This is a genomic window from Candidatus Darwinibacter acetoxidans, assembly GCF_041936445.1.
Classification (GTDB): domain Bacteria; phylum Bacillota; class Limnochordia; order Darwinibacteriales; family Darwinibacteriaceae; genus DTU010.
The window spans coordinates 39625-64792 of record NZ_JBHGXH010000154.1 but is presented as its reverse complement, the minus strand read 5'-3'; the positions used below and the strand labels follow the sequence as shown (position 1 = coordinate 64792).

Genomic DNA, 25168 nt, shown 5'->3' with positions numbered 1-25168 from the left:
CCCTTATTCAGCGGAAAACTGGTAGATGGTGCTGTGGGCGTAGCGCTCACCGGCCCGCAGAACGGGACTGGGGAAATGGAGGTGGCGCGTGCTGTTGGGGAAGAACTGGGTCTCCAAGCAGAAGCCGCTGCGCCTGGGGTAGCTCACCCCGCCCTTGCCCCGGACGCCATCTAAGTAATTGCCGGTGTAAAACTGGATACCGGGCTTGGTGGTGAGCACTTCCATCACCCGGCCTGTGGTGGGCTCTTTCACCCTTGCCGCGGGCACAAGCCCCGGCTCGCTGCGGCGGACCACCCAGTTGTGATCGTAGCCGTTACCGCAGCGCAGCTGCTCGTGGTCGGCAGCGATCCGGGCGCCGATGGGATGGGGCTCCCGGAAATCTAAGGGAGTTCCGGCAACCTGGAGAACCTCCCCTGTGGGCAGGGATTCTGCATCGGTTGGCGTAAAGAAATCAGCGAAGAGCTGAAGCTCATGGTCTAAGATTAGGCCCTGCCCCTGGCCCGCCAGGTTGAAGTAGGCGTGGTTGGTGAGATTGAGGATGGTGTCCTGATCGGAGGTGGCGGAGTAATCCAGGCGCAGGCCCCCTGTGCCGGTTCCGGAGTAGATCACTTCCACCTGGAGGTTGCCGGGATAGCCCTCTTCCCCATCGGGACTGAAGTAGCTGAGCTTGAGGGCGGGGCCGGTGGCGGTTGCGATCACCTCCGCATCCCACACCCGCCGACCCAGGCCGCCTGGCCCGCCGTGGATGTGGTTCCGGCCGTCGTTGGCCGCGAGTTTGTACACCTTCCCGCCCAGGCTGAACTGGGCCCCCTCGATGCGGTTGGCGTGGCGCCCCACCACAACTCCGAAGTGCTTGGTATCCTGGAGGTATTCTTCCAGGCTGTCGTAGCCCAAGACCACATCGGCCAGCTCGCCCCGGCTGTCCCGGGCGTACAAACTGACCAGAGCAGCACCGTAATTGGTAATCAGTGCCCGGTGGCCCTGGCCTAACTCCAGAGTAAACAGCTCAACTTGCCGTCCAGCGGCGGTTCCCCAACTTTTCCGTTCCATGTCCAAAGCTCCTTCCTAAAATTCTTGTTCAACTTGTACCCAGACAAGAGGTTTTTGCCGAGGGTAAGGAGAAGTGATCTAATCCAACCATTTCGCAAGCGGCCCGGCGAATTCCTGCCTGCATCTGGCAGCCGGAGCGAAAGGAGGACCCCCGTATTGCTCAGGATACCTGCGGAGATGAAGCGCAAGAAATACTGGAAGGAAACCTTGGAAGCCTACCTCTACCTCTTGCCCGCTTTCGTCATCTTAGGCATGTTCAGTTTTTACCCGGTGGTTAAATCCGTCATCATCAGCTTTTATGATTGGCATCTGCTCCGCAAAGAGCAGTACTTCGTGGGTTTAGAGAACTACCAGAAGCTGCTCAGCGACAAAACCTTCCTAATGGCCATCTCCAACACCTTCCGCTATGTGGTTGGTTTTGTGCCCATCTCCATCTGTTTATCCCTGATCATTGCCGTGCTCTTGAACAACAAGATCAAAGGGCGCGGTCTTTTGCGCCTAGCCTATTTCCTCCCCTGGGTCACCTCCTCCGTGGCCATCTCCATGGTCTGGCGCTGGATCTACAACCAGCACTACGGCCTTTTGAACATGGCCCTGGCGGAATTGGCCCAGTTTGTGAACAAGCTGGTGGAGCTTGCCACCTTGGGCAACGTGGCCCAGATCTGGGAGTTCACCAACATCAACTGGCTGATGGAACCCCGCTGGACCATCATCAACGTGGTGATTATCAGCGTCTGGAAGAGCATCGGCTACTACGTGGTGATTTTCCTCGCGGGCCTGCAGAATGTCCCCACGGAGCTCTACGAAGCAGCCGAGGTGGATGGGGCCACCGCCTGGCAGAGCTTCTGGCGGATCACGTTGCCGCTCATCTCCCCCACCACCTTTTTCATCTCCATCATCGCCATTATCGGGGCCTTTAAGCTCTTCACGGAGATTTACGTGCTTTACACAGGCAATCCGGGCCCCTTAAGCAGCGGGCTTACCATCGTGTACTACGTCTACCGCAACGCCTTCCAGCGCTACCGCATGGGCTATGCCTCCGCGGCGGCTTACATTCTCTTTGCCATCATCTTTGTGTTCACCCTGATCCAGATGTACGCATCCAGGCGCCGGGTGCACTACGAGGGCTAAGGAGGGAGAGTTATGGCACGCTACGAAATGTTAGCCGAAGATCAACAGTGGCGCTACCGCTTAAGCCACTTTATTAAGCGCTTTTTCCTGTACGCCGTGCTCATCGGCGGTGCCCTGATCATGATCACACCCTTTGTCTGGATGCTCTCCAGCTCCCTCAAGGCACCCCATGAGATTTCGCTTAAATACATCAAGTGGCTGCCGGAAAGCCCCCAGTGGCAGAACTACAAAATCGCCTGGGAAGCGGCGCCCTTTGCCATGTACTTCAAAAACAGCTTCTTCATCGCCACCGTGTGCATGTTGATTGAAGTAACCTTCAGCTCCTTGGCGGCGTACGCCTTTGCCAAGATGAACTTCTTCGGGAAGAACGTGCTCTTTGTGCTGTTCTTGGGCACCATGATGATCCCCGGGGAAGTGATGCTCATCCCCAACTACATGACCATGGTCAACTTCGGCTGGATCGACACCTACTACGCCCTGATCGTCCCCTGGACGGTGAGCGTTTTTAGCATCTTCCTTTTGCGGCAGTTTTTCATGAGCATCCCCCATGAGCTCTTTGAAGCTGCGGTTTTGGACGGCTGCAGCAAGTTCAGGTATCTGCTCACGGTGATGCTGCCCCTTTCTAAGCCGGCTTTGGCCACGGTGATGCTCTTTAAGTTCATCGGCAGCTGGAACGCCTTCTTGTGGGTCTTGATCATGACCAACACGCCCAGGATGCGCACCATCCCCGTGGGCCTCACCTATTTCGTCAGCGACGTGGGGGCCCAGTACAACTACCTCATGGCTGCCTCCACCTTTGCCATGGCGCCGATTTTGATCCTGTTCCTGCTGCTGCAGAAGCAGTTTATCCAAGGTATTGCCCGTACAGGGCTGAAGGGATAGGGAGGTGAAAAGCGGGAGGTTAGCTTCTTTCAGCGGTGTGGAAAAGATCAATAAATAGAAGGAGTGGATTGACATGCGTTCGACCAAGTTGGTGTTGTTGGCTCTCGTGCTTTGCCTCGCCCTGAGCAGCCCGGCCCTGGCCAAGGTGCACATCACCTTCTGGCATGCCATGGGTGCGGAGCTGGGTGAAGCTGTGGACTACCTGACGCAGAAGTTCAATGAAGAGCAGGACGAAATTTTCGTGGAGTCCATCTACCAAGGACGCTACAGCGATCTGAACACCAAGCTGGTGGCATCCTTCTCCGCGGGGACTTCCCCCACCATCGCCCAGGTCTATGAGAACTGGACCGACGCCTATTACCGCTATGGAGTCATCGTTCCTCTAGAAGACTACATGGATCTCACCGAGGAAGAGTACAACGACTACATCGAAGTGTTCCGCCACATGAACACCTGGGACGGCAAGCTATACACCATCCCCTTCAACAAGAGCAACTGGGTGATGTACTACAACAAAGAGCTCATCCCCGAGCCGCCCAAGACCCTCGATGAGTTCTTCCAGATCGCCAAGGAAGTGAGCGAGAAGACCGGCGGCGAGACCCGGGGCTTCGGCATCCGGCCCACCCTGGAGCTCTTCCACGCCTTCCTCTGGCTCAACGGCGGAGACTTCTTCGATGAAGATCTCAACGTCACCTTTGACGGCCCCGAAGGCAAGCTGGCCCTGCAGCAGATGATCGCCATGCTGGAAGATGGCTCAGCTCTGCAGATCGACGGCTATGAAGATGGGGCCTTTGGCGATCGCATGATCGCCATGTACATCGGTTCTTCCGCGGGCATTACCTACGCGGAGAATTCGGTGGGCGGCAAGTTTGAGTTCAGCACCACTCCCCTGCCCGCTGGCGTAAGGCCCGGCGCCCCCTTCATGGGCACCAACATCGCCATGTTCGCCTCCGCCAGCGAAGAGGAGCGGCAGGCTGCAGCCAAGTTCGTCAAGTGGCTCACCAACACCGAGAACACCGTCTACTTCGCCATCAAGACCGGTTACCTCCCGGTGACGTACTCCGGTTTGGACCATCCGGAATACGTGGCTTGGCTGGAGGCCAACCCCCACAAGGCCGCCATCGCCAACCGTGAGGCCTTCGAATTCGGCTACTGGCAGCCCAAGATCGCCGCTTGGGAAGAGTGCCGCGGCATCATCTACGAGATGGTCACCAAGGTGTTCCTGGGTGAGGATATCGACCTGGCTCTGGCCGAAGGCCGGATGCTGGTGGAAGAGGCCATCCAGGAGATGCTCAGCGAGCGCTTCTAGGCCTTGGCACCTGATCAACAATGGCACAGGGACCCCCTGTGCCATTTTTTCAACCCTCGGCGGACAGGATAAAACTAACGAGGAAAGGATGCAGCCATGTCCCCAAAACAAAAGGCAGTTTTCTTGGATCGTGATGGAGTGCTCAATAAATCATATGGGTTCAGGCCCCCCAACAGCCCGGAGGAGCTGATCCTCCTACCGGGCGTGCCCGAAGTCATCCGCCGGCTGAACGAGGCGGGCTTTTTGGTCTTTGTGGTCACCAACCAAGGGGGCGTAGGGTTGGGGTATATGACCCTGGAAAAGCTTGAGGCCATCCACGCCAAGCTGGTTCAGGAAGTGGCCCAGGGCGGCGGCCAGTTCACGGAAATCGCGGCCTGCACCCACAAGCCCAAGGAGGGCTGCCCCTGCCGTAAACCAAAGCCAGGCCTCATCTTAGACCTGGCGGAAAAGTACAATGTGGACCTGGCGGCCAGCTTCATGGTGGGCGACCGGGATGTGGATATTCAAGCGGGCAAAGCCGCGGGCACCCGCACCATCCTGATCAAGTCCCGGGAAAAGACCAAGGAAGAGCCTGATTATACCTGCCGGAGCCTTCTGGACGCGAGTGAGCTGATCCTCAGGCTAGATGCCGGCCCGCTCGAAGATGGCGTAAAGGGCTAAGAAGTAGGAGGCGGCGCCGAAGCCGGTGATCTGGCCCACGCAGGCCGGAGCGATCACCGAACGGGCGCGGAACTCTTCCCGGGCCTGGACGTTACTCATGTGCACCTCAATGGTGGGTACACCTATCCCGGCCACCGCATCCCGCAGGGCGTAGCTGTAGTGGCTCAGGGCCCCGGGGTTGAACACGATCCACTGGTAGGTGCCTGCCGCCTGGTGCAGGCGGTCGATGAGCACCCCTTCCTGGTTGGACTGGAAAAAGTCCACCTCCAGCCCCAGCTGGCTGGCGAGGGCCTCGATTTCTTCGTTGAGCTGATCTAAAGTCTTGGAGCCGTAGATCTCCGGCTCCCGCCGTCCCAGCAAGTTCAAATTGGGCCCGTGGAGGACCAATACCTTCATGCGCGGATCACCTCATCCCAGTATTCTTCCACTTCTTCCAAGCTAAGCAGCACTTCTTCCACGCTGCCGATCTGGCGGGGCAGGATAAACGAAATCCTGCCTTGTTTGTTCTTCTTATCCTGCTGCAGGGCGCTGAGCACCTCGCCCTTGTCCAGGTGGCTGAAGCGGTATTCCAGCGGTACCCGCCTCAGGCCAGCTTCAATCTTCACCAAATCCTCCCTGGAGAGCAAACGCAAAAGGTGCGCCAGGCGGGCTTCCAGCAGCATGCCCAGGAGGACCGCTTCCCCGTGATGGTAGAAGCTAAAGCCCCCCGCCCGTTCCAGGGCGTGGCCGAAGGTGTGGCCGTGATTGAGGATGTGCCGCAGGCCCAGATCCCGTTCATCCGCGGCCACGATCTCCGCCTTGATCTCCACGCAGCGCCGGATCACCGGGGCGGCAACTTCCAAATCCAGCTGGTAAAAGGCGGAGATGTCCCTGCTCACCTGGGCGAAAAGCTTCCCATCCTGCACCACCCCGTATTTCAACACCTCCCCTAAACCGCCGGTGATCTCCCGCTCCGGTAGGGTTTCCAAAACGGAGGGGTCAATGAAAACGGCCCGGGGCTGGTAAAAGGTGCCCACAAGGTTTTTGCCCCAGGCCGTGTTCACACCGGTCTTCCCTCCGATGCCGCTATCCACCTGGGCCACCAAGGTGGTGGGGATCTGCACATAGTCGATGCCCCGCCGGTAGATGGAGGCGGCAAAGCCCACAAGATCGCCGATCACTCCGCCCCCCAGGGCAATGACTAGGCTGAAGCGATCCAAACCCCTGCGGGCCCAATCATCCACCAGGGCCGCCACCATCTCCAAGCTCTTACTCTCCTCCCCTGGCCAAAGCTCCAAGACTTGAAAGGGCAGGCGCTCAGCATAAAGGGGCGCCACGTTGGTGTCGCTCACCACCAAAACCTGGCTGTAAGCGCTGGCGAGCTGCGCCGCTTCCCGCCAGATAGCCGGCCCGAAGCTTACGGTATAGGTCCCGGAAGGAGCCTTAACTACTAGCCTATCCATTTGCTCCACCCCGGCTCCGGCCGTCCAAGAATTCCGCCAGGGCATCCAGCTCCGCGGCCAAGGCCCGAAACCTTTCTGGTTTGAGGGACTGGGGTCCATCGGAGAGGGCTTCCTGGGGATGGGTGTGCACCTCGATCATCACCCCATCCGCCCCCACCGCCAGGGCCGCCTTGGCCAGGGGTTCCACCAGATTCCAGCGCCCCGTGCCGTGGCTGGGATCCACGATCACCGGCAGGTGGGTGAGCTGCTTGAGGATAGGCACGGCACTCAAATCCAGGGTATTGCGGGTCAGGGAGCCGCTGAAGGTCCTGATCCCCCGCTCGCAGAGGACCACCTGGGGGTTGCCGGCGGCTAAGATGTACTCCGCGGCAAGGAGCAGTTCCTCGATGGTGGCGGCCAGGCCCCGCTTGAGCAGGACCGGCTTTTTCTGGGCGCCCACCTTCTTTAGGAGGGCGTAGTTTTGCATGTTGCGCGCGCCGATCTGGAGCATGTCCACCTGCTCCGCCACCCGCTCCACTTCTTCCTCGGACAAAACCTCCGTAACAACCGGCAGGCCGAAGGCTCGTCCCGCCTGGACCAAAAGGCGCAGGCCCTCCTCCCCCAAGCCCTGGAAGCTGTAGGGGGAGGTGCGGGGCTTAAAGGCTCCGCCCCGGAGGATATGGGCGCGGCCTTGAATGAGCCGGGCGATCTCCATGATCTGCCCCTCATCCTCCACCGAGCAGGGTCCGGCGATGTAGGCGCGGTGCCCTCCACCAATCCGCACTTCCCCCACGGTGACTACTGTATCCTCTGGCTTGTACTCCCTGCTGACCAAATGCATCCCTTCCACGGAGAAGCCTCCTTTTCCAGCTCCATTCTACCGAAGGGCTGTTTGTCCGTCAATGCAGCAAAAGGGGCCGCCCCCCAGGGCAATACCTGGAGGAGCGACCCTCTTCTTGTTTCTTGCTTCCTGCCTATTGAATCAGCTCGCCAGGCGCAGAGCCTGCAGGAGGGCCTGGAGGGTGACCGCGGCATCGCCGGGTACGAAGATGCAGTGCTCCATGTCGTAGAGGGTGTTTTCCACCCCGGCATAGCCCGGTGAGCGGTCCAGGTTGTAGACGATCACGTGGCGGGCTTCGGCCACGTTCAACACCGGCATGCCGTAGATGGGCGTGCCTTCATGGGTGTTGGCCGCGGGGTTAATCACATCGTTGGCCCCAACCACAACCACCACATCCACCTCTTTGAACTGGTCGTTGATCTGGTCCATCTCCAGAAGCAGCTCGTAGGGGATATCCACCTCCGCCATGAGCACGTTCATGTGACCGGGCATGCGCCCCGCCACGGGATGCACGGCGATCTCCACCCGCTTGCCGTAGCTCTGCAGCAGGTCCACCAGCCCTTTTACGTGTCCCTGGGCCTGGGCCACGGCCAGGCCGTAACCGGGCACAATCACCACCCGCTGGGCCGCCCGGAGCAGGGCCCCAGGATCCTGCGTCGGTGCCTCTTGTTCCGGCAGGGGGATCACTTCCGCCAGTTCACCTTTGGCGGCCTCCAAAAGCTTGGCTAAGCTGTCCTTGGCATCGCCCAAAAGCAGGTGGACCTTTTCCATTTGGTAAAGGGAATTGTCCACACCGGCGTAGCCCGGTTTGGTATCGTAGTTGCACACCAGGACGTGCTGGGCCAGATCCGCCCGGATGATGGGCATGCCGTAGATGGGCGTGCCGGGAAGCTCCATGGCCGCGGGGTTGACCACATCGTTGGCCCCCACGATCACCGCGAGATCCGCTTCTGCCAAAAAGGCGTTGATCTCCTCCAGCTCACAGAGCTTGTCATAGGGGACATCCACTTCCGCCAGGAGCACGTTCATATGCCCGGGCATGCGCCCCGCCACGGGGTGGATGCCGTAGCGCACCTCTTTCCCCTGGCTCTCCAAAAGCTCGCCCAGCTGCTTCACCTGGAGCTGAGCCTGGGCCAGGGCCATACCGTAACCGGGGATGATGGCCACTTTTTTGGCATCCCGCAGTGCCGCCTGCCAGCTAGGTCCCTGGGGCGGCATGGGCTCCGGCTCGGCCGGGGCCACTTCTTTGGCTTGCTGTTCAGAGACCTTTGCCGGAGTTACGGTGGTTTTGCCCAAGAGGATATCCAACAGGCTCCGGTTCATGGCCCGGCACATGATCTGGGTGAGGATCAGGCCCGATGCCCCCACGATGGAACCCACCACAACCAGGAGGGCGCCGTTGGGCAGGGCAAAGCCCGCCACAGAGCCGGCCACGCCGGAAAAGGAGTTAAGAAGGGAAATGGTGATGGGCATGTCCGCGCCGCCCACCCTGATGGTGAACACATAGCCGAACAGATGGGAAAGGATGACCAAAAGCAGCACAGGCCAGGCCGGGGCCCCCACCTGGAAGGTGAGGCCCAAGGTGGCCAAGACCATCACCACGCCGCTCCACCAGAGGTAAGCGTTGTGGCCCTTAAGGTGCACCGGGCGCTGGTTGATCACGCCGTGGAGCTTGGCGGCGGCCACGAGACTGCCGCTGAAGGTTACACCCCCCACCACCATGGCCAGTCCAGAGGTGAAGAGGGTGAAGCTCCCGAGCCCTCCCCCTAGGGCGGTGAGGGCCGCCACGATGCAGGAAGCCGCACCGCCGAAGCCGTTGAAGAGGGCCACCATCTGGGGCATCTGGATCATCTTCACGGCCAGGGCCAGCCACAGACCCAGGGCAGAACCCACCAAAAGGCCAGCCCAGATCAGGCCCACGGAAAGCACCTGGGCTTCCAGCAGGGTCATGATGATGGCACCGGCCATGCCCACGGAACCGATGAGGTTCCCCTTCACCGCCGTCTTGGGCGAGTTCATCAGGCGGATGCCGTAAATGAAAAGGGCAATACAGACCACTTGCATGAGCAGGTATGGGCTGAGCATTTAGGCATTCCTCCCCCGCTCGCTTTTGAACATGCGCAGCATGCGGTCGGTGACCACAAAGCCGCCCACCACGTTGATCATGGCCAGGACAATGGCGATAAAGCCCGCGAGTTTACTGCCGGTGGCCACGGCCAGACCGGTGGCTGTAATTGCCCCCACCACGGTGATCCCGGAAAGGGCATTCATGCCCGACATGAGGGGCGTGTGGAGCAGGCTGGGTACCTCGCTGATCAGCTTGTAACCGAGGACGGCCGCCCCCACAAACGCCAGAACCAGAACAACTTCACGCATCTAGATTTCTCCCCTTGCTCGCATCGATTCTAAGGTACCTTCATGGACAATCTTCCCGTCTTGAGTGACCAAGGTGGCCCGGATGATCTCATCGTCCAGGTTCAAATTGACTCGGCCTTCAGCCACCAGGTTGTCCACGAAATTGAACACGTTTTTGGAGAACATCGCGGTGGAGCTGGTGGGCATGGTGCCGGGGATGTTCTTGGTACCGTCGATGGTCACACCTTGATGCTCCTTGATCACGCCGCCTTCCGAGAGCTCGCAGTTGCCCCCCTGGTCAATGGAGATGTCCACGATGACCGAACCGGGCTGCATGGACTCCACCATTTCCTTGGTGATCAAAATGGGGGCCTCTTTGCCCGGCACCAGAGCCGAGGTGATCACGATATCGGACCCGGCCACCACAGGCTTAAGGGCTTCCCGCTCCTTTTCCAGCCATTCGGGTTCTAAATGCTTGGCGTAGCCGCCTTCCCCCACCGCCAGCTCGTCGGGGATGCCCAGCTCCACAAGGCGGGCCCCCAGGCTCTTGGCCTGCTCCCGGGCATCGGGGCGGATATCCGCGGCGTAGACCACTGCGCCTAGGCGCTTAGCGGTGGCGATGGCCTGCAGACCTGCCACACCTGTGCCGATCACCAAGACCTGCGCGGGCTGGATCATGCCCACCGCGGTGCCCATGAGGGGCAGGAACTTGGGAATCCGGCTGGCGGCCATGAGTACGGCCTTGTAGCCGGCCACGGTGCTCATGGAAGTGAGGGCGTCCATGCTCTGGGCCCGGGAAATCCTGGGAATGGAATCCAGGGTGAGGGCCACCACGCCCCGCTCCGCCAGGGCCTTAACCATATTATGATTGGCAGGAGAAGCAGGATGCAGGAAAGTGATGAGTACCTGCCCCGGGCGGAGAAGCTTTGTTTCATGCACGCCCAGCCCCTCGTGGAACTGGGGCTCCTTGACCTTAATGATCAGGTCTGCCTGTTCGTATACTTCACGCACATCGGCTAAAACGGTGGCACCCGCGGCGCGGTAGGCGTCGTCGGTGAAAAAAGCGCCGAGACCGGCCCCCGCCTCCACCAGGACCTTCGCTCCACCTTTCACAAACTGAGACACTGTTTCGGGGGTTGCCGAAACGCGCCGTTCACCGGCTAAAATCTCTTTGGGAACCCCAATCGTTAGACCTTGGTATTTCATTCCCCATCCTCCATCTATCGTTTTTATACCACTAGTATTCGCAAAGGGGTACGAAATTCCTTGTCGATTTCTTGATAATTTAACAACAAGCTAATGTCAAAAAAATCACAAAAATCCCGGAACGTGTTTCCGCAACGACGTTCCGGGGCCCTTCTGCCTTTCGTGGTTTCTAGACCAGACGCATGACTAATTCATCAAGATCGTCGGAAAAACAATCAATTAGCGGAATCTCCAAAAGCGTATAGGCCCCCGGCTGCCGCCGGAAGCTGGCCCGGGCCGCTGCAGTCATAATCTGGGCGGTCAGAGCTGGGTTGTTGATCCGCATCTCCCACTTGAACTGCTGGTTTGCCGTGCGTCCACTGGTGCCCACCCGCTCCATGAGCACCCCGTGGCCCACATCCTGGAGATCCTTTATGCAAGAAACTTGATACACAAATGTTTCGTCTTTGTTAAAATAGGGGTCTGCCAGGATGTTTGCTTCCACTGTCTGGAAATCTGCCCCCGGCTCCAGCTCCACGTAAACCTGGCGCCGATGCCGGCCTGCACCTGCGGGAATGGTCATGGACAGGGCATCCTTCACACCGGGCACCGCCTTGGCCGCCACGGAATGCCCCATGGACATCCCTGGTCCGAAATTCGTGAAGGTGATGCCCTTGGGGGCCATGAGCTCCAGGAGCGCCCGCACCACCGAATCGGTGCCGGGATCCCAACCGGCCGCGATCACCGCCACCGCCCCGTGTTCCTTGGCGGTGATGTCGATTTCTTTGCGGTAGCGCAGCAAGTCCTCCCCGTGGATGTCAAAACTGTCCACGGTGTTGATGCCCAGCTCCAGGACCTCCCGGGCTTTGTCCGGAACCGTGCGGCTGGGCACGCAAAGGAGCGCCGCATCTACCCTCCCCAGCTTCTGGATGTCATCCACCACCTGGACTTCCCGCAGTTCCGGGGGAAGGGCCCCTGCCACCTGGCGGCGGACCACACCGGCCAGCTCCAAATCGGGGGCAGCCTCCACCGCCTGCACCGCGTACCTCCCGATATTCCCATAACCAACCACAGCAACTCGCTTCATCGTTCCCTCTCCTTTAGCGCAAAACCTTCGATCAGAAAAAAGGCGGCAAAGCAGCGGAGTGCCGCCTTCTCCATGGCTAATTCTCCCTTACTCCTCCAGCCCAGCCGCGGCCTCGAGCTTACTTTGCTCTTCCCCGCGGAACTCCGGCAGAAAACGCCGGATAAACTCCAGGGCGGAATGGGCATCCGCGGGCAGGATTTCCTCAGGCCGGTTTTCCAGCGCCTGCACAGTCTCCTCCAAAAGGGGTAGGTCTAGGGCTGTGGGCTTAGCCACAAAGATCCTTTCGTGGGTTGTGGCATCCACCCCTTCTTCCGCAGTGAACAGCTCTTCAAAGAGCTTCTCCCCTGGCCTGATCCCCGTTATTTGAATATCGATGTCCACATAGGGCCTCAGGCCCGACAGGCGGATCAGCTGCTCCGCGAGATCCATAATGCGCACCGGCTCACCCATATCCAGCACAAAGATCTCTCCCTTGCCGGCAAAGGCCCCCGCCTGCAGGGTGAGCTGCACCGCTTCGGGGATAGTCATAAAATAGCGGATCATCTTTTCGTGGGTGACCGTCACCGGGCCTCCAGCTAGAATCTGCTGGCGGAAAAGGGGAATCACACTCCCCCGGCTCCCCAGGACGTTGCCGAAGCGCACCGCGGCAAAGGTCGTGGCACTTCTCTGGTCGAGATACATGATGATCATTTCGGCAATACGTTTCGAAGCCCCCATGACGCTTGTGGGGTTCACCGCTTTGTCGGTGGAGATGAGCACAAACTTCTCCGTCCCCGCCAGGTGGGCCGCCCAGGCCACCTGGTAAGTACCATACACGTTATTCTTAATCGCCTCTTCAGGATTATGCTCCATTAAGGGTACATGTTTGTGGGCTGCAGCGTGGAAGACCACATCGGGCTTGTACCTTTGGAAAACATCCCGCACCGCCCGGCCGTCCTTGATATCCTTCACCAAGGCCACAAGGGGAACCCGGGCCGCCTTCAGCTCCATTTCGATCTCGTAGAGATTGTTCTCCCCGTGATCCACCAGAAGCAAAACCTCCGGCTTGAGCTTGGCGATCTGCCGGCAGAGCTCCGAACCGATGGAGCCCCCCGCGCCGGTGACCAGCACCTTCCGCCCACTCAAATAGGCGCTCATGCCAGCGATATTCACCTTCACCGGGTCCCGGCCCAAGAGGTCCTCAATCTGCACTTCCCGGATCTTGCTCACGGTCACGTTGCCCTCAAGGAGATCGTAGACGCCCGGGAGGATCAGCACCTTTTTCCCGGTAGCCTGGGCGATCCGCACAAACTCCCGGATCACCCGGCGGGGCACCGAGGGCATGGAGATGATGATCTCATCCACCTGGTACTCCGCGACCACCCGGGCCAGATCATCTCTGGTGCCCAAAACGGGGCTGCCCAGCACAGTTTGGTTGCGCTTCAGGGGATCATCATCGATAAAGCCCACGAGCTTAACCTGGTGCCCATAGTGGTTGCGCAGCTCCCGGGCGGCTAAAACGCCGCCATCCCCCGCCCCCACAATGAGTACCCGCTTGAGGGGCTCTTCGTGGTCCTCCAAAAGGGACTGCCGCTGCCACCCGTCCCGGATCCTCACCAGGAAGCGGCTGCCTCCCACCAGGGCTAAGCACAAGAACCAGTCCAAGACCACAATGCTGCGGGGGAGCATGGCCTGGAACCAAAACAGATTAAGAAAAGCCCCTAGAATGGAACCAACGGTCACCGCCCCCACAATGGCCAGGGCCTCCTCGATGGAGGCGTAGCGCCAGGCCCGGCGGTACAGACCGAAGAAGTAATGGCCCAGGATGCGCAGGGTGGTGCGGGGCACCAAAAGGGTAAGGAACACTTCCCACTGGTAAGCTGGCACCGGATCATAGCGCAAAAACAGCGCCAGCACATAGGCTACGTTGACCAGGAGCAAATCGATGGCTACAAGATGACCCCAGCGCTTCCATTTCTCCATACCAATCCTCCTAGCGTGGTTCACTGCCCCGTAGATTCGTGGGCGCCTGCCCAGCCCCGCTTTTGGGTTCCTGCCAAATCACCTGGCTGAAGCGCTGATCCTTTTCCAGCTCTCCATACTGCTCCCGGGCCTCCCCCTGGCAGGAGGCGCAGGGTTTCCAGGGGAGCAGCACCGCGGCCGCGGGGGTGCGGTTCCGGGTGGAACTGGTGTAGATCACCCGCCAGCCTGGACAGCTGGGGCAGAGGCGGATGTATTCCTGCTGACTTTCCATGATCTGGTCTGTGTCATAGAAGATCTGCCGGCGCCGCTCAAAGAAGGGTCCCGAACCAAAGACTTCCTTCAGATCCACCTGCCCTCGGGTGTCCCAGAGCTCCTTGGCCTGCCGGCAAATCTCCGCCACCTGCCTGGTGATCTCCCGGCTCTGGCTGCGGCGGCCCCCGCCCGGTTCCCGCACCTTGGAGTAATCCAGGCCCGCCAAGGCCAAAAGCAGTCCCACGTTGATGTAAGGCAGGGCGCTTTCGATGGAATAGCCACCCTCCAACACCACGATATCCGGGGCCAAAAGATCGGTCAGGCGGGCATAGCCCTGGGCGGAAAAGCCCATGTTGGTAATGGGATCGGAAAAGTGGTTATCCTGGCCTGCCGCGTTGATCACCAGATCAGGCTGCCACTCTTCTAGGATAGGCAGGACCACTTCCTCCAGGGCCATGAGCATGCCCTCATCGCCGGTGCCCGGGGGCAGGGGGATGTTCACCGTCTGCCCGTAGGCCGCAGGTCCCCCCCGCTCAGAAAGGAAACCTGTGCCGGGATAGAGGGTGCGCCCATCCTGGTGCAGGGAGATGTGGAGTACGCCGGGATCGTTGTAGAAGATATCCTGGGTCCCATCGGCATGGTGGGCGTCGGTATCCACAATGGCCACCCGCAGATCCGGCCCCAGCCGGGAGCGGAGATGGTCCACCATAATGGCTTCGTTATTGATCACGCAAAAGCCCCTCGCCCCGTGGACGATGCGGTTGGCATGGTGCCCCGGGGGCCTGAGCAGGGCAAAGGAGCGATCAACCACTCCGTCCACCACCAGATCCCCCGCCACCATGGTCCCCCCCGCGGCGATGCGGTGCGACTCGGTGATGTTCCGCTCTAGACTGGGCAGGACCACGTGGGTGCGCAGGATTTCCCCAGGGTCCGCCAGGCGGGGCCGGAACTCCCGGATGCGGGGATGATCAAAGAGGCCCTCCTCCTGGATCTGATCCCTGGTGTACAAGAGGCGCTCCTGCCGTTCGGGATGATCAGGTGTGATGCACCAGTCGAAGGCGGGGAAAAAGACTAGACCCACCACTGGTTCTGTCTTGCCCACGGCCTCACCCCCTCACCCTGCGTACTTGGGGCCGCAGCTGTACCCGCACCATGAACCTTTTGCCCACGGTGCGGAAGCCCCGCACCATCTGGAAGCTCTCCTCTTCCACAACGTAAATCTCCTCGCTCTCCCCCAGGCCCCGCTCCTTGGCCAGCTCCCGCAGGCGCTCTTCCGCGAGGCTGCGGGCCTTGTCCAGATCAAAGAAGAGGGGGCGGGGGATGTCCTCCTGCTGGCCCAGCTCCGGGATGGTGAGCTTGGCCAGCTCGGTGTCCGCGTGCACAGTAAGGCTCAAGGTGGCTGCCGCCGCGGCCGCGCCAATGGCATTGGCCCCGGCGCTGTGGGGCAGCACCTCGTGGGGCAGCTGGAGGGCCTCAGCTAGCTTGGGAATGAACACCGGAGCCGGCGCCCCCAAACCCACCACCGCCTGGGGCCTGAGATCCGGCGGGTTCAGCACCTCCCGGACGGTGTAGAGGGGCATGCCCTCCAGCTCCCGGTAGAGGGATTCCACGGCCTGGGCCAGCTGGTGCACAAAGGCCTCGATGATCTGTTCCGCCAAGGCCCGCCAGGAAAGGCCGAGCTCCCTCCCCTTGGCCTCCAGCGCGGCCTGGGCCTTGGCTCTGGAACCCACCTGGGCCAGCTCCAAGGCGGACACGGCATCTGTGGGGGTAAGCCGCTCCCCGCCGAGGCACAAAGGAGTGCCGGCCCGCCTGGGGCCGATCACTAGGCCCCCCTCGGGGGTGAAATGCAGTTCGCTATCTCCCCCCAGGCCGATGGAACGGGTGAGCACCGCCGGAACCAGGGTGCGGTAGCCGGCGATCACCGCGCCATCCCGCTCAAAGAGAACTTCCCCCTCCACCACCGCGGCCAGATCGGTGGTGGTGCCGCCGATATCCACAATCAGGTAGTTGGGCTCCTGGCGGGAGGTTAGGGCCTGGACACCCATGGTGCTGGCGGCAGGTCCGGAAAGAATGGTCTCGATGGGGCGCTCCACCGATGCCTCCAAGGTCATGGTGCCCCCATCGGCCTTGAGGATGAGCACCTCCTGCAGGGGGATTTGCAGATCCTGCAGAACCCGCCGCCAGGTCTGGACGAAGTCCAGCTGCCGCCGGGCCACGCTGGCATTGAGAAAAGCGGTGATCATGCGCCGGGGGAAGTTCGCCCGGCCGGAAAGCCGGTGGCCCAGGGTAACCAGGCCCCGGTACCATTTGCTCAGCTCAGCGCCGATCTGCTGTTCGTGGGCGGGGTTGCGCTGGGAAAACTTCCCCACAACCGCCACCGCCTCCCCTTCTCCCCTGCCCAAAAGGCCCCTGAGGCCCTGGAGCTCCTGGGGATCCAGGGGATACGCCTCCCTGCCCCGGTGGTCGATATACCCAGACAGCTCGTGGACGGTAAAGGGCAGATCGAGACTGGCCAGGTTCACACCGGGCCCAGGCACCGCCACCACCTGGGTGGGCGCTCCCTTGCCCTCCACAATGGCGTTGGTGGAAAGGGTGGTGGAAAGCTGCAGGCGGCAGGGCCCATCCCCTGGATAGAAGTGCCAAATCTCTTCCAAGGCCTTTCTAGTACTGGCAAACAAGTCCCCATGGTCAGTGGGGACTTTGGCCAGGGCCACTACGCTGGAATCCCTGAGCAGGGCAGCATCTGTATGGGTACCTCCAACATCAATGCCGATCAGGTACAAAGGCAGCCCTCCTTTTACCACCGGTTCGCAGGAGAGCCCAAGCCCTCCAGGCTCGAGACTACCGCGTAAGGCTCACCGCCAACATCCAGAAGAAACTCCCGCTTAATCAACCCCACGTTCTTGGCGTAATACTCATAGAGCACCGTCTCGGGGGCGGCGCGGCTTAGGCTTTTCACCACCACCACATCGTGGAAGACCCCCAGGGGCACTTCCACCACCTGGTTAACCGCGGCAATCTCCCGGGTGAAGTTCTCATCGCTCCAGCTGTGCCCCACCTTAAGGGGCGCTTGGAGCCAGATCAGCTCCACTTCCCGCCCCAGTTCCCTTTCCCGGCGGGCCGCTTCATCCAAAAGGCTCCGCTCCTCGTAAAACTCCTCTTCCGCGTAGATCGCCTTGAGCTCATGGGGCCCGTGCTCAACCACCATGGCCAGGTTCGTTCCGCTGAGGTCTTCCAGCTGCAGCAGGCCTTCCCCGGCGAAGGTGATCCGCCGGCTGAAGGCGGCAAACTCCATGCCTGAACCCGCGAAATGATAGGTGGTACCCACCAAGGCCGGCAGGTAGGCGCGCAGGTCAGCCTTCGGCTCTCCTGCCCGCTGCTCCCCCGGCCAGGCCAGGGTAACCAAAACCGCCAGGACCAGCAGGAGCAGGCCCCAAGTAACCTTCTCCCACTTTTTACCTGCCATGCCCTTCGCCTCACTCTATGCGGATTTTCTTCCACCGCCCGGAGCGGTAGCGGAGCAGAATCAAACCGGAACGCAGCAGCTGGTCCGCGACCAAAGCGATCCAGGCGCCGTCCAGGCCCCAGCCCAGTTTATTGATGGCCAGAAGGGCCAGGGAAGGCCGGACGAAAAGCACCGTGAGGAAGGTGATCACCGCGGTGGCCCGGGTATCCCCCGCCCCCCGCAGGGCCCCTGCCAGGATGAACTGGGAAGACTGGGCGGGCTGCACCAAGGCCACCAGCTTCAAAATGCGGGCCCCTCGGCTGATGATCTGGGGCTCATCGGTGTAGAGACCGACGATTTGTCCCCCGAAAAACCAGAAGACGACACCCAAGATGAGCGAGATGATTAACCCCAGCCGGCGGGTATGGTTGCTGTAGCTCTGGGCCATGTCGGGACGTTTCTTGCCTAAGCTCTGCCCCACCAGGGAGGTGGCGGAAACGGCAAATGCTTGTCCGGTCATGAAAGAAAGGGCCTGGATGTTCATGCCCACCTGGTGGGTGGCGTAGGCCAGGGTGCCCAGGGAGGCCACGGTGCGCACATAGATGATGGCGCCGGCCCGCATGGCCGCCTGCTCGAACATGGAAGGGACCCCGATGTTGAAGATATTGTACAGGTGCTGCCACTGGGGCCGAAAGCCGTCCCTCAGCTTCAGGTGTAGATAGTGATCTCCCCGCAGCACCACCGCCAAGGCCATGATGAAGGCTGCCACCTGGCCGATGGATGTGGCCAAGGAGGCACCTGCCACTTCCAGACGGGGGAAGCCCAAGTGGCCGTGGATCAACAGGTAGTTGAAGGTCACGTTCACCACGTTGGCCACGATATTGTAGACCATGGCCACCCGGGTATGGCCTACGCCCCGCAAAGCGGCGGTGATGGTGGCGGTGAGGGCGAAGATGGGCAGGGTCAGCATCTGAATCCGCAGATAGATGGTGCCGCCGGCCAGAGTTTCCGGGTCAGCGGCGCCCATAAAGGCGATCAGCCGCTCGGCGTACACATAACCCAGGGCACCGGCAATGATCGAGAGTATCAGGGATAAAAACAGAGCCTGCCGCAGGATTTCGTTGGCCTGTCTGGGCTTTCCGGCGCCGCGGTAGCGGGCCACCATGGCGGTGGCACCCACATTCATGGCCACAAACATGAGCATGGATAAGAAACGAGGCTGTACGCTCAGCCCCACAGCCGTGATGGCCCAGGGGCCCAACCCCCCCACCATCATCAAGTCCACCATGGATGTCAGTTGAGTTAAGGTCAATTCCACCAGCGACGGCCAGGCAATGCGCAGAACGTCTGCATAGAGCATCTTGGAGGTGATGCCCGCGGGGAGCTTTCTGTTCACCCGCTCCACTTCGATCTCGTCTTTTCCAGGTTCCACCAAGGCCAGAGCCCGGGGGCCCTTTTGCCCCTCCAGCTTCCCCTCGGCCTGCATGGTTTCACTTTGTTCCATTCTATCCTGTTCCTTTACTACGGATGTTCTACCAATGAGGGCGCCAGCCGCTGGCGGCGCGGCTCATCATAATTCTTATTTAGCCATTGCCAGCCCAGTTCCTGCTCCAAAGCAAAAACCAGCAGAAACCCTGAGGTTCATGCTGGTTTGGCGCCGAGATTCAGCGGCCCTGGGTGGTGAAGTACACACCGCTGCGGGGGCCGATCCAGCTGTGCTGGACCTTCAGCTCCAGGCGTCCGTAGGGCACTCCGTAAATATAGAAGTAGCCGTCTTTGTCCGTGCGCACCGTGATGCCCATTCCCACCACGCTCACGCTGGCGTTGGTCAGGGGACGGTAGCGTCCGCCGCGGTGGGGTTTGCTGTCCAAGCGGATATGCTCGGTATAAGGATCGTAGGAAAGATACCCCCACGTCTCACCTTGATAGCGCGGTGCCGGGTCAATCACGATGGGAATGTCCATCCTCAAAAGCAGCCGCCCATCGCAGCCCGCGAGCAGGGCAGCCGCGAGGAGTACAGCCACCAGCAGTCCCTTTCTCATGGCAAGCCTCCTTTCCAAATCTCCCTGCGCTGCATAATATACCATTCGCTCCAATTTGCGCCAATGCGTCCGGAGCCGCGGAAGGCTCAAGCCGCTCCCCGGGGAGAGGCCGGCCCGATGGTGTTGGTCTCATTGACGATGGTCACAGGCAGGGTGAGGTGCACGGTCCCGTGCTCTTCGGCAATCAACCCCAGAAGCACCCGGGCCACCTCCCGCCCCAGGCTATACACGGGCTGCTGCACCGTGGTCAGGGGCGGCGAGAGGTATTTGCCCACCTCAATGCCGTCGAAACCCATCACGGAAACCTGCTCAGGTACTTTCACTCCTGCTTCATTCAGGGCCTGGATGGCCCCGATGGCCATAAGATCGTTGCAGGCCATGATCGCGGTGACATCCCCGGCCTTGATTTGGTCCAGGTGGTTGACCACCGCCCGGTAACCCCCCTGGCGGGTGAAATCCCCGGGCCAGACCAGATCCCGATCCAACTTTAGCCCCAAGGCGGCTAAACCGTCCTGATAGCCCAGGAACCTTTTTTCTGTGGAAACCAGGCCTTCCTCGCCTAAGATCACCGCGATCCGGCGGTGGCCCAGGGCCCCCAAAGCCCGCACGCCCTGGCAGATCCCCCCTCTATTATCACCATCCACCCAAGAAACATCCTCCTTGACCGTGCTGCCCAAGAAAACAAAGGGGACATTGGATTCCTGGAGCAGCACGATGCGCTCATCCTCCAGGCGGGGCTCGGTGAGGATGATGCCGTCCACCCTCCGGTGGGCCACCAGCTCTTCAATGGTCTCGGTTACCCGCTGCTGGCGCACCTGGGGGATCAGCAAACTGAACCCCTGCTCAAAGAGGGTTTCACTCACTCCATGCAGATACTCCAGGAAAAAGGGATCGGCGATGGTGCGGGGCGCGGAGGGAAACATCAGTCCAATGGTTTTCGTGCGCCGCCGGGCCAGGTTGCTGGCCACGGTGTGGGGCCGATAGTTGTAGCGCCGGGCCATTTCCAATATGAGGGCCTTCGTTTCCGGCTTCACCCGGGGATCATCGGAGAGGGCCCGGGAAACGGTTGCTTTGGAGTAGCCGCATATTTTGGCTAGCTCCGCCATGGTAATGGACCCTTTGGTTCTGTTTTGGCCCTTCATCTTCTGCCCACCCCCTGCCTCTGGGTATTCTCTAAACCTGGGGCCAGTTCCTGTTTCCGGCCCGCTGCTCCCTAGGGGAGGAAAATCCTTACCGTTGTGGAAAGATATAGCCAAGGAGGTTGATAATATGGCGTATACACTGCCTTTGGGGAGCAAGGCTCCCGATTTCAGACTTCTAGCCACAGACGGTAAATACTACAGCCTGGGTGATTTCACCAGCGATTACCTGGTCATCTTCTTCACCTGCAACCACTGCCCCTATGTGCAGAACTCCGATGAAGTGACCCGCCGCACGGTGGAGAAATTCCAGAAGCACGGGGTCACCTTCGTGGGGATCAACTCCAACAGCGCCAACACCTACGAGGAAGACTCCTATGAGAACATGGTGAAGCGCATGGAAGAACACCGCTTCCCCTGGGTGTACCTGCATGATGCCACCCAGGAGGTGGCTGAAGCCTACGGGGCGCTGCGCACACCCCACTTCTACGTCTTCGACAAGGAGCGCAGGCTGGTGTACACAGGCCGGGCTGTGGATAACCCCCGCCAGCCGGAAAAGATCACAACCTACGATCTGGAAAACGCCTTAGAGGAGCTCATCGCCGGGAAACCCATCACCACTCCCCTCACCAACCCCATCGGCTGCAACATCAAATGGGACGGCAAACCTGCCCACTGGATGCCTCCTGAGGCGTGCGATCTGGTTTAGGGAGCAAATTTCTCACAGGGGCTGCCTCCCAGGGGGCAGTCCCTGTTTGTTCCAGCGCCGCCTGCCGATCTGTTTTTCCAGCCGCCACTGGGGCGGAGGCCCATCCTCACCCCAATATTCATCGAGCTGCACGATCTTGGCGCCGGCAAACCTGAAGAAGGAGACCGCATGGTGGGAAGACCCACCGTCCACAGCCCACACCCGAGTGGCGGTAATAACCAGATCATCGGAAACCACTTCGATCCTCTCCACCTGGCCCTGCCACTTCCCAGGGTACCCGCAGTTGGCGCAGATGAACTCCTCCACGGAGAACTGCTCCTTGGTGTTGTGCCAGTTGATCACGGCATGTGGTGCGAAATAGGAGCGGAGGCCAGCCTCGTTTTGGGTGGCCACCTCCCGCCAATATTCCCTGACTAACTGCCCCTTGTCCACAGCCCATCCCCCGCTACTTTTCCGCAGGAGCTACAAACTGGCCCCGCAGCGGCTCGCCGCGCTCCACCAAAACGCCATCGACCAGATAGGAGCGGAAAAGGGCCGGCAGACCCTCTCCCCCAGGGAAATCAGGGGTGTTTTGCAGATGGTTATGGAGGTGCGGTTCGCTGGAATTCCCGCTGTTACCGCAGAGCCCCAATAGATCCCCCGGTTCCACCCAATCCCCCACCTGCACCGCCACGCTGCCCCGCTGAAGGTGGGCCAAAAACGAATACTCACCATTTTGGTGGTCGATGACCACGTGGTTGCCCAAAGGCTGCTCGGGGTTCATGCTGCCGGGGATGTTGTCCCCAATGCCATCCACCGCGGCGATCACCAAGCCGGCAGCGGGGGCCAAAATGGGCCGGCCAAAGGCGTAGTAGTCTTCATTGGCGGTGCCGGCACCGGCATGGGAGGAGCCATTTTCCAGCACCAAAAAGTCCAGGGCAAAGCGCTGGGCAGCATCTGCGGCGTGGTAGTTTTGGCCAATGGAGCGCCCGCCCCAATAGACGTACCATTCACCGGTAAAGGGCAGATAAAGCTCGGTCTTGGTCTCGTAGTCCAGAAACTGGCTGGGAGCCTCCTTGGGAACTTGGGTAACATACAGGCCGCCGATCACTTCCCGATCATCAAAAGCCCACTGGATGGCTAGATAAACCTCTACGCCTGGAAATTGGAGCAGACCCTGATACACCCACCACTCCCCTAGGAGGGAGACTTCCTCATGGACCAGCTCCGCCCCGGAGCCAAAGGCGCTCACCACCTGCGCCTGGAACTGCCGGAAACCATCCTCGGTGCCGAAGGCCGCCTGCAGCTCAGGGGAGAACATCCCCCAAAGCTCAGCGGAGGCCCCGCGGAAGAAAAGTTCGGTCAGACCCCGGCCCGTGGCCGCGGCCCCCTGGGCCTCCGCCGGCACCAAGCTCACCGCGATCAGCAGCACCGCCGCTAAACAGCAGAGAAACCTTTTCATGTTCACTTCCCCACCTTTTTATCTATGACAACCGCTCTGCCAAAAAGTCCAAAATCGCCTTGGCACTGGGGGGACAGCCCGGCGCGTAATCCCCCAAGCCCCGGGTACAGCTGCCGATGCCGAGGCCCTGTCCGGTTTTGCCCCTAAACCCCTGGCCGATGGAGAGGGGCCGGGGAACTGAAGGCAGAAGCCCCCGCTCATCCAAGCGGGCCAGGGCATGGATCAAGCTGCCGAAGCAGGCGGAGCAGGCTTGATCCTCCTGCACCAGGCGGGCCAGCCGGGCCACCTTGCGGGTCGGCTGCATGCGCTGGGTTGCGTGGGCTCCCCGCAGGACCACAACTTCCGTGTCCGGCCCAAAGAGCCGGCCCACCCCCAGCTCCGCGGCGAGGGGCAGATAGCCGATCTCCTCGGGGTCGTAGCCCAAAAGGTGCGCCACATAGGAATCCACCAGCACAGGGTCGCTTCCCACCAGAATGCGGTCCATCTGCACGGGGTTGCCCCCTTCTTCGAAGTCCAGATCCCCCATGAGCCCATCCACGATCACCAGATCAGTGGGCACCGCCTTGTTCAGATAGGCGATGGGCTTATGCAGCCCCAACGTATGGAAGCGGCGCTTTTCCTGGTTGGGGATGCAGCCCTTGAGGTTCTTCAGGGCGCAGGTGATCTTGGTCTGGCAGTGGCCCTTAAGGACCGGGAGGTTGATCAAGAAATCCACCCTGCTGAGCTCGTCGCACACCAAGAGTTCCAGCTCCATGACCTTCCTGGGGTGGAAGCTGTCCTTCTGCAAATCCACCAGCTCCACGCCGTACCTTTCGGCCAGTTCCGTGTAGCCGCACACCTGAAAGGCGCGGCGGGTGCTGTCGCCGATCCAGGAGCCTTCCAGCACCACGATGTTTTTGTGACCATGATCCTGCAGGTACTGAATGACCCCCTCCACCAGCTGCGGTGAAGTGGTGGCTCCCTCCCAGGCCGGCCGGGCCACCACCAGGTTGGGCTTTAGCCCGATGCGGGCCCCAGGGGCGATGGACCTGGCCAGGTTGAGGTGCTGGAGAAGTTCCTGGACCATCTCCACGGGTTTGTGTCCGTAACTTACATAGATACCATCGATCATGCTGCTTCGCTCCTTCCCGTCGGGTTTGTTATTCCACCCGCCAAGGGCAAAACCCTTTGCCCCTGGAAAGGAGTCTGGCCCGCGGTATGGAAAATCTACCATAAGCATTCAGCGGGAGGGATCGGGTCATGGAGACGCTTTTCGTGCAGGTGGACGATGGAACCGAGATCTTCGTGCGTAAATGGGCTGAGGTGGAAAACCCCCAGGGCGTGGTGCAGATCGCCCACGGCATGGCTGAGCACAGCGGGCGCTACGGGGGCTTGGCCAGCTTCCTCAACAAGCGGGGGTTTATCGCAGTTGCCAGTGACCACCGGGGCCACGGCCAGACCGGAGAAAAGGCCGGGCTCATGGGCTATTTCGCCCCAGAGCGGGGCTTTGACCGGGTGGTGGATGACCTCCACTTCATCTCCACCAAGACCAAAGAGGAGCATCAGGGGCTACCCCTCTTTCTCTTCGGCCACAGCATGGGCTCCTTCTTGGTCCGGCGCTACCTGCAGAGGTATGGTCAGGCAGTAACCGGCGCGATCATCATGGGTTCCGCGGGTGACCCGGGCTTTGCTGCCCGGCTGGGGAAGCTCATCGCCCGCTGGCAGATGCGCCGGGACCCCACCAAGCCCAGTGCCTTTTTGGACAAGTTAAGCTTCGGCGCTTACAACAAACGCATCGAAAACCCCCGCACCAAGTTCGACTGGCTCAGCAGGGATGTGCGGGAAGTGCAAAAGTATATGGACGATCCCCACTGCGGCATGGTCTGCAGCTCGGGCTTCTTCTTTGACCTGCTCACGGGCCTGCAACTGATCCACGATCCCCAAGAGATCGCGGGCATGCCCAAAGAGCTGCCCCTCCTTGTACTGAGCGGCGAAGCGGATCCCGTGGGCGGCTACGGCCGGGGCGTCCGGCAGTTTGTGGGCCTGCTGAAAAACCACGGCATCACCAATATCGAGCTGAAACTGTATCCAGAGGCTAGGCATGAGCTCCTCAATGAGCTGAACAAAGACCAGGTCATGGAGGATATTGCCAAGTGGCTGCGAATACAAGTGGACAAGCTCCCATAAGGAAGGATGTTTTCTTTGAAGCTGATGCGCCCGGGCGGGCTGCCGCTCTTGATGGCTTTACTTCTGCTTACCGCTTGCTCCACAGGGGGAG

The 25168-nt window shown here is 60.6% G+C and carries 24 protein-coding genes; 6 read left to right on the top strand and 18 right to left on the bottom strand.

Annotation, left to right across the window (positions count from 1 at the left end; genetic code table 11):
* Positions 1-3: 3 nt before the first annotated feature.
* The gene (locus ACE4YL_RS05895; RefSeq protein ID WP_461359646.1) at positions 4-1050 is read right to left on the bottom strand and encodes an aldose epimerase family protein; all 1047 of its coding nucleotides are present in this window, start codon (positions 1048-1050) and stop codon (positions 4-6) included.
* Positions 1051-1206: 156 nt separating this feature from the next.
* Between ACE4YL_RS05895 and ACE4YL_RS05890 the strand changes: the two genes are divergently transcribed.
* The 4 genes from ACE4YL_RS05890 to ACE4YL_RS05875 all read left to right on the top strand — a co-directional run bounded on the left by ACE4YL_RS05890 (position 1207) and on the right by ACE4YL_RS05875 (position 5032).
* Complete coding sequence (locus tag ACE4YL_RS05890) at positions 1207-2181, top strand: carbohydrate ABC transporter permease (RefSeq protein WP_461359645.1); 975 nt, start codon at positions 1207-1209, stop codon at positions 2179-2181.
* A gap of 12 nt (positions 2182-2193) precedes the next feature.
* Complete coding sequence (locus ACE4YL_RS05885; RefSeq protein ID WP_461359644.1) at positions 2194-3063, top strand: carbohydrate ABC transporter permease; 870 nt, start codon at positions 2194-2196, stop codon at positions 3061-3063.
* Between the two features lie 73 nt (positions 3064-3136).
* On the top strand, positions 3137-4372 hold the full coding sequence (locus ACE4YL_RS05880) for an ABC transporter substrate-binding protein (protein ID WP_461359643.1): 1236 nt from the start codon (positions 3137-3139) through the stop codon (positions 4370-4372).
* 96 nt (positions 4373-4468) lie between these two features.
* Positions 4469-5032: a D-glycero-alpha-D-manno-heptose-1,7-bisphosphate 7-phosphatase gene (locus ACE4YL_RS05875; protein WP_461365577.1), complete on the top strand. Its 564-nt coding sequence runs from the start codon at positions 4469-4471 to the stop codon at positions 5030-5032.
* Here ACE4YL_RS05875 and aroQ read toward each other — a convergent pair.
* The 14 genes from aroQ to ACE4YL_RS05805 form a co-directional block, all read right to left on the bottom strand.
* A complete protein-coding gene (gene aroQ, locus ACE4YL_RS05870) occupies positions 4994-5428 on the bottom strand; it encodes a type II 3-dehydroquinate dehydratase (RefSeq protein ID WP_461359641.1) in 435 nt (144 codons plus the stop codon). The genes ACE4YL_RS05875 and aroQ overlap by 39 nt on opposite strands.
* Entirely contained in the window at positions 5425-6474 is a 1050-nt protein-coding gene (gene aroB, locus ACE4YL_RS05865) for a 3-dehydroquinate synthase (RefSeq protein ID WP_461366807.1), read from the bottom strand. Before aroB ends, aroQ begins: the two co-directional genes overlap by 4 nt.
* Positions 6467-7294 (bottom strand): 3-deoxy-7-phosphoheptulonate synthase, encoded by an 828-nt coding sequence (gene aroF / locus ACE4YL_RS05860; protein ID WP_461359993.1) that lies wholly within the window; start codon positions 7292-7294, stop codon positions 6467-6469. Before aroF ends, aroB begins: the two co-directional genes overlap by 8 nt.
* Positions 7295-7435: 141 nt before the next feature.
* Positions 7436-9379, bottom strand: a complete 1944-nt coding sequence (locus ACE4YL_RS05855) for an NAD(P)(+) transhydrogenase (Re/Si-specific) subunit beta (RefSeq protein WP_461357811.1) — start codon at positions 9377-9379, stop codon at positions 7436-7438.
* Positions 9380-9670 (bottom strand): NAD(P) transhydrogenase subunit alpha part 2, encoded by a 291-nt coding sequence (locus ACE4YL_RS05850; protein WP_461357812.1) that lies wholly within the window; start codon positions 9668-9670, stop codon positions 9380-9382.
* Positions 9671-10855, bottom strand: a complete 1185-nt coding sequence (locus ACE4YL_RS05845; protein ID WP_461357813.1) for a Re/Si-specific NAD(P)(+) transhydrogenase subunit alpha — start codon at positions 10853-10855, stop codon at positions 9671-9673.
* A gap of 169 nt (positions 10856-11024) precedes the next feature.
* A complete protein-coding gene (locus ACE4YL_RS05840) occupies positions 11025-11921 on the bottom strand; it encodes a diaminopimelate dehydrogenase (protein ID WP_461357814.1) in 897 nt (298 codons plus the stop codon).
* 87 nt (positions 11922-12008) lie between these two features.
* Positions 12009-13883, bottom strand: coding sequence for an SDR family NAD(P)-dependent oxidoreductase (locus ACE4YL_RS05835; RefSeq protein WP_461359984.1), 1875 nt, complete (start codon positions 13881-13883; stop codon positions 12009-12011).
* A 10-nt stretch (positions 13884-13893) separates the two neighbouring features.
* Complete coding sequence (locus ACE4YL_RS05830; protein WP_461359983.1) at positions 13894-15237, bottom strand: histone deacetylase family protein; 1344 nt, start codon at positions 15235-15237, stop codon at positions 13894-13896.
* Between the two features lie 4 nt (positions 15238-15241).
* Positions 15242-16918, bottom strand: coding sequence for a hydantoinase/oxoprolinase family protein (locus ACE4YL_RS05825; protein WP_461365272.1), 1677 nt, complete (start codon positions 16916-16918; stop codon positions 15242-15244).
* Between the two features lie 14 nt (positions 16919-16932).
* Positions 16933-17601 (bottom strand): hypothetical protein, encoded by a 669-nt coding sequence (locus ACE4YL_RS05820; RefSeq protein ID WP_461358641.1) that lies wholly within the window; start codon positions 17599-17601, stop codon positions 16933-16935.
* Positions 17602-17611: 10 nt separating this feature from the next.
* A complete protein-coding gene (locus ACE4YL_RS05815) occupies positions 17612-19084 on the bottom strand; it encodes an MATE family efflux transporter (protein ID WP_461369355.1) in 1473 nt (490 codons plus the stop codon).
* Positions 19085-19244: 160 nt separating this feature from the next.
* Positions 19245-19622, bottom strand: a complete 378-nt coding sequence (locus ACE4YL_RS05810; protein ID WP_461358639.1) for a peptidase associated/transthyretin-like domain-containing protein — start codon at positions 19620-19622, stop codon at positions 19245-19247.
* Positions 19623-19708: 86 nt separating this feature from the next.
* A complete protein-coding gene (locus ACE4YL_RS05805; protein WP_461358638.1) occupies positions 19709-20764 on the bottom strand; it encodes a LacI family DNA-binding transcriptional regulator in 1056 nt (351 codons plus the stop codon).
* Between the two features lie 127 nt (positions 20765-20891).
* On the opposite strand from ACE4YL_RS05805, the gene ACE4YL_RS05800 reads away from it, so the two are divergent.
* Positions 20892-21470, top strand: a complete 579-nt coding sequence (locus ACE4YL_RS05800) for a thioredoxin family protein (RefSeq protein WP_461358637.1) — start codon at positions 20892-20894, stop codon at positions 21468-21470.
* Between the two features lie 12 nt (positions 21471-21482).
* Here ACE4YL_RS05800 and ACE4YL_RS05795 read toward each other — a convergent pair whose 3' ends face one another.
* The 3 genes from ACE4YL_RS05795 to ACE4YL_RS05785 are packed head-to-tail and all read right to left on the bottom strand — an operon-like array spanning position 21483 to position 24022.
* The gene (locus ACE4YL_RS05795; RefSeq protein WP_461358636.1) at positions 21483-21902 is read right to left on the bottom strand and encodes a nuclear transport factor 2-like protein; all 420 of its coding nucleotides are present in this window, start codon (positions 21900-21902) and stop codon (positions 21483-21485) included.
* 13 nt (positions 21903-21915) lie between these two features.
* The gene (locus ACE4YL_RS05790) at positions 21916-22911 is read right to left on the bottom strand and encodes a M23 family metallopeptidase (protein WP_461358635.1); all 996 of its coding nucleotides are present in this window, start codon (positions 22909-22911) and stop codon (positions 21916-21918) included.
* 22 nt (positions 22912-22933) lie between these two features.
* Positions 22934-24022: a DUF362 domain-containing protein gene (locus ACE4YL_RS05785; RefSeq protein ID WP_461358634.1), complete on the bottom strand. Its 1089-nt coding sequence runs from the start codon at positions 24020-24022 to the stop codon at positions 22934-22936.
* Between the two features lie 128 nt (positions 24023-24150).
* Here ACE4YL_RS05785 and ACE4YL_RS05780 point away from each other — a divergent pair, with 128 nt between their 5' ends.
* Positions 24151-25077, top strand: a complete 927-nt coding sequence (locus ACE4YL_RS05780; RefSeq protein ID WP_461358633.1) for a lysophospholipase — start codon at positions 24151-24153, stop codon at positions 25075-25077.
* Positions 25078-25168 lie beyond the last annotated feature (91 nt).

Excerpts from the sequence above, each read along its gene's own strand:
- ACE4YL_RS05850 (WP_461357812.1), bottom strand. The coding sequence starts at position 9,670 with ATGCGTGAAGTTGTTCTGGTTCTGGCGTTTGTGGGGGCGGCCGTCCTC.
- aroB (WP_461366807.1), bottom strand. The coding sequence starts at position 6,474 with ATGGATAGGCTAGTAGTTAAGGCTCCTTCCGGGACCTATACCGTAAGC.
- ACE4YL_RS05785 (WP_461358634.1), bottom strand. The coding sequence starts at position 24,022 with ATGATCGATGGTATCTATGTAAGTTACGGACACAAACCCGTGGAGATG.
- ACE4YL_RS05810 (WP_461358639.1), bottom strand. The coding sequence starts at position 19,622 with ATGAGAAAGGGACTGCTGGTGGCTGTACTCCTCGCGGCTGCCCTGCTC.
- ACE4YL_RS05885 (WP_461359644.1), top strand. The coding sequence starts at position 2,194 with ATGGCACGCTACGAAATGTTAGCCGAAGATCAACAGTGGCGCTACCGC.
- ACE4YL_RS05800 (WP_461358637.1), top strand. The coding sequence starts at position 20,892 with ATGGCGTATACACTGCCTTTGGGGAGCAAGGCTCCCGATTTCAGACTT.
- ACE4YL_RS05895 (WP_461359646.1), bottom strand. The coding sequence starts at position 1,050 with ATGGAACGGAAAAGTTGGGGAACCGCCGCTGGACGGCAAGTTGAGCTG.
- aroQ (WP_461359641.1), bottom strand. The coding sequence starts at position 5,428 with ATGAAGGTATTGGTCCTCCACGGGCCCAATTTGAACTTGCTGGGACGG.
- aroF (WP_461359993.1), bottom strand. The coding sequence starts at position 7,294 with ATGCATTTGGTCAGCAGGGAGTACAAGCCAGAGGATACAGTAGTCACC.
- ACE4YL_RS05845 (WP_461357813.1), bottom strand. The coding sequence starts at position 10,855 with ATGAAATACCAAGGTCTAACGATTGGGGTTCCCAAAGAGATTTTAGCC.
- ACE4YL_RS05855 (WP_461357811.1), bottom strand. The coding sequence starts at position 9,379 with ATGCTCAGCCCATACCTGCTCATGCAAGTGGTCTGTATTGCCCTTTTC.
- ACE4YL_RS05805 (WP_461358638.1), bottom strand. The coding sequence starts at position 20,764 with ATGAAGGGCCAAAACAGAACCAAAGGGTCCATTACCATGGCGGAGCTA.
- ACE4YL_RS05835 (WP_461359984.1), bottom strand. The coding sequence starts at position 13,883 with ATGGAGAAATGGAAGCGCTGGGGTCATCTTGTAGCCATCGATTTGCTC.
- ACE4YL_RS05780 (WP_461358633.1), top strand. The coding sequence starts at position 24,151 with ATGGAGACGCTTTTCGTGCAGGTGGACGATGGAACCGAGATCTTCGTG.
- ACE4YL_RS05840 (WP_461357814.1), bottom strand. The coding sequence starts at position 11,921 with ATGAAGCGAGTTGCTGTGGTTGGTTATGGGAATATCGGGAGGTACGCG.
- ACE4YL_RS05815 (WP_461369355.1), bottom strand. The coding sequence starts at position 19,084 with ATGGAACAAAGTGAAACCATGCAGGCCGAGGGGAAGCTGGAGGGGCAA.
- ACE4YL_RS05875 (WP_461365577.1), top strand. The coding sequence starts at position 4,469 with ATGTCCCCAAAACAAAAGGCAGTTTTCTTGGATCGTGATGGAGTGCTC.
- ACE4YL_RS05880 (WP_461359643.1), top strand. The coding sequence starts at position 3,137 with ATGCGTTCGACCAAGTTGGTGTTGTTGGCTCTCGTGCTTTGCCTCGCC.
- ACE4YL_RS05820 (WP_461358641.1), bottom strand. The coding sequence starts at position 17,601 with ATGGCAGGTAAAAAGTGGGAGAAGGTTACTTGGGGCCTGCTCCTGCTG.
- ACE4YL_RS05790 (WP_461358635.1), bottom strand. The coding sequence starts at position 22,911 with ATGAAAAGGTTTCTCTGCTGTTTAGCGGCGGTGCTGCTGATCGCGGTG.